The sequence below is a fragment of the Pseudomonas sp. REST10 genome (assembly GCF_029542605.1).
In the GTDB taxonomy this organism is placed as follows: domain Bacteria; phylum Pseudomonadota; class Gammaproteobacteria; order Pseudomonadales; family Pseudomonadaceae; genus Aquipseudomonas; species Aquipseudomonas khazarica.
Genome location: NZ_CP035677.1, coordinates 5,072,120 through 5,073,673, shown reverse-complemented (window position 1 = coordinate 5,073,673; position 1,554 = coordinate 5,072,120). Strand labels below are relative to the sequence as shown.

General features: G+C 65.5%; 2 protein-coding genes. Both read left to right on the top strand.

Annotated features, from left to right (window positions below):
- Nucleotides 1-2: 2 nt before the first annotated feature.
- A complete protein-coding gene (locus EWH21_RS23980; RefSeq protein ID WP_037057630.1) occupies nucleotides 3-629 on the top strand; it encodes a TRAP transporter small permease in 627 nt (208 codons plus the stop codon).
- Nucleotides 629-1,554: C4-dicarboxylate TRAP transporter large permease protein DctM (dctM, locus tag EWH21_RS23975; RefSeq protein ID WP_277699499.1), on the top strand; the 926-nt coding region annotated here is incomplete at its 3' end. The genes EWH21_RS23980 and dctM, both read left to right, overlap by 1 nt.

The window sequence follows — 1,554 nt, the reverse complement described above, 5'->3', positions numbered from 1 at the left end:
CCATGAACGCCTTGCGGCGCGCCTGGGAGCACTTCGAGGAAGGCTTCATCGCCTTTCTTCTCGCTGCCATGACCCTGATCACCTTCGTCTACGTGATCCTCAACAACTTCTACACCCTGTTCTACTGGCTGGGTGACCATTTCGGCGGCAACGAAACCCTGCTGGGTATCGGTGACGCCATCCTCGACATGGCCCAGGCCATGACCTGGAGCAACGCCCTGACCAAGGCACTATTCGGCTGGCTGATCTTCTTCGGCCTGGCCTACGGCGTGCGCACCGCCGGCCACATCGGCGTGGATGCGCTGGTCAAGCTCGCGCCACGCGGCATCCAGCGCGTCATCGGCGTCATCGCCTGCCTGTGCTGCCTGGGCTACGCCGGCCTGATCGCGGTCGGCAGCTTCGACTGGGTGCACACCCTGTTCAGCGCCGGCATCGGCGCCGAAGACCTCGGCCACTACGGCATCCAGCAATGGCACATCGGCATGATCGTGCCGTTCGGCTACGCCATGGTGTTCATCCGCTTCCTGGAAATTCTCGTGCGCATCCTGCGCAACCAGCAGACCGGCCTCGGCCTGGCTGACGAAGCCGCCGACGCCCTGAAGGTCAATGAGCACGAGGAGAGCAAATAATGACCGTCCTGTTCCTCTTCCTGCTGCTGTTCCTGCTGATGTTCATCGGCGTGCCGATCGCCGCCTCGCTCGGCCTGGCCGGCTCGATCACCATCATGCTGTTCAGCCCCGACTCGGTGCGCTCGCTGGCGATCAAGCTGTTCGAGACCTCCGAGCACTACACCCTGCTGGCGATTCCGTTCTTCCTGCTCTCCGGTGCCTTCATGACCACCGGTGGCGTGGCCCGCCGCCTGATCGACTTCGCCAACGCCTGCGTCGGCCACATCCGGGGCGGTCTGGCCATCGGCGCGGTGCTGGCGTGCATGCTGTTCGCCGCGCTGTCCGGTTCGTCGCCGGCTACCGTGGCGGCAGTGGGTTCCATCGCCATCGCCGGCATGGTCCGCTCCGGCTACCCGCAGGCCTTCGGCGCCGGCATCGTGTGCAACGCCGGGACCCTGGGCATCCTGATTCCGCCGTCGATCGTCATGGTGGTGTACGCCGCCGCCACCGAGCAGTCGGTGGGCAAGCTGTTCATGGCCGGGGTGATCCCGGGCGTGCTGCTCGGCCTGGTGCTGATGATCGCGATCTACGTGGTGGCACGGATCAAGAAGCTGCCGGCCCTGCCGCGTGCCAGCTTGCGCGAATGGCTGCGCTCGGCGCGCGAGGCGTTCTGGGGCCTGCTGCTGATGGTGATCATCCTCGGCGGCATCTACACCGGTATGTTCACCCCGACCGAGGCCGCTGCCGTGGCCGCCGTGTACGCCGGCTTCGTCGCCCTGTTCGTGTACAAGGACCTGACCCTGCGCGAGTGCCCGAAGGTGCTGCTGGAGTCCGGCAAGCTGACCATCATGCTGATGTTCATCATCGCCAACGCCATGCTCTTCGCCCACGTGCTGACCACCGAGCAGATCCCGCAGCAGATCACCGCCTGGGTGGTGGAGCTGGG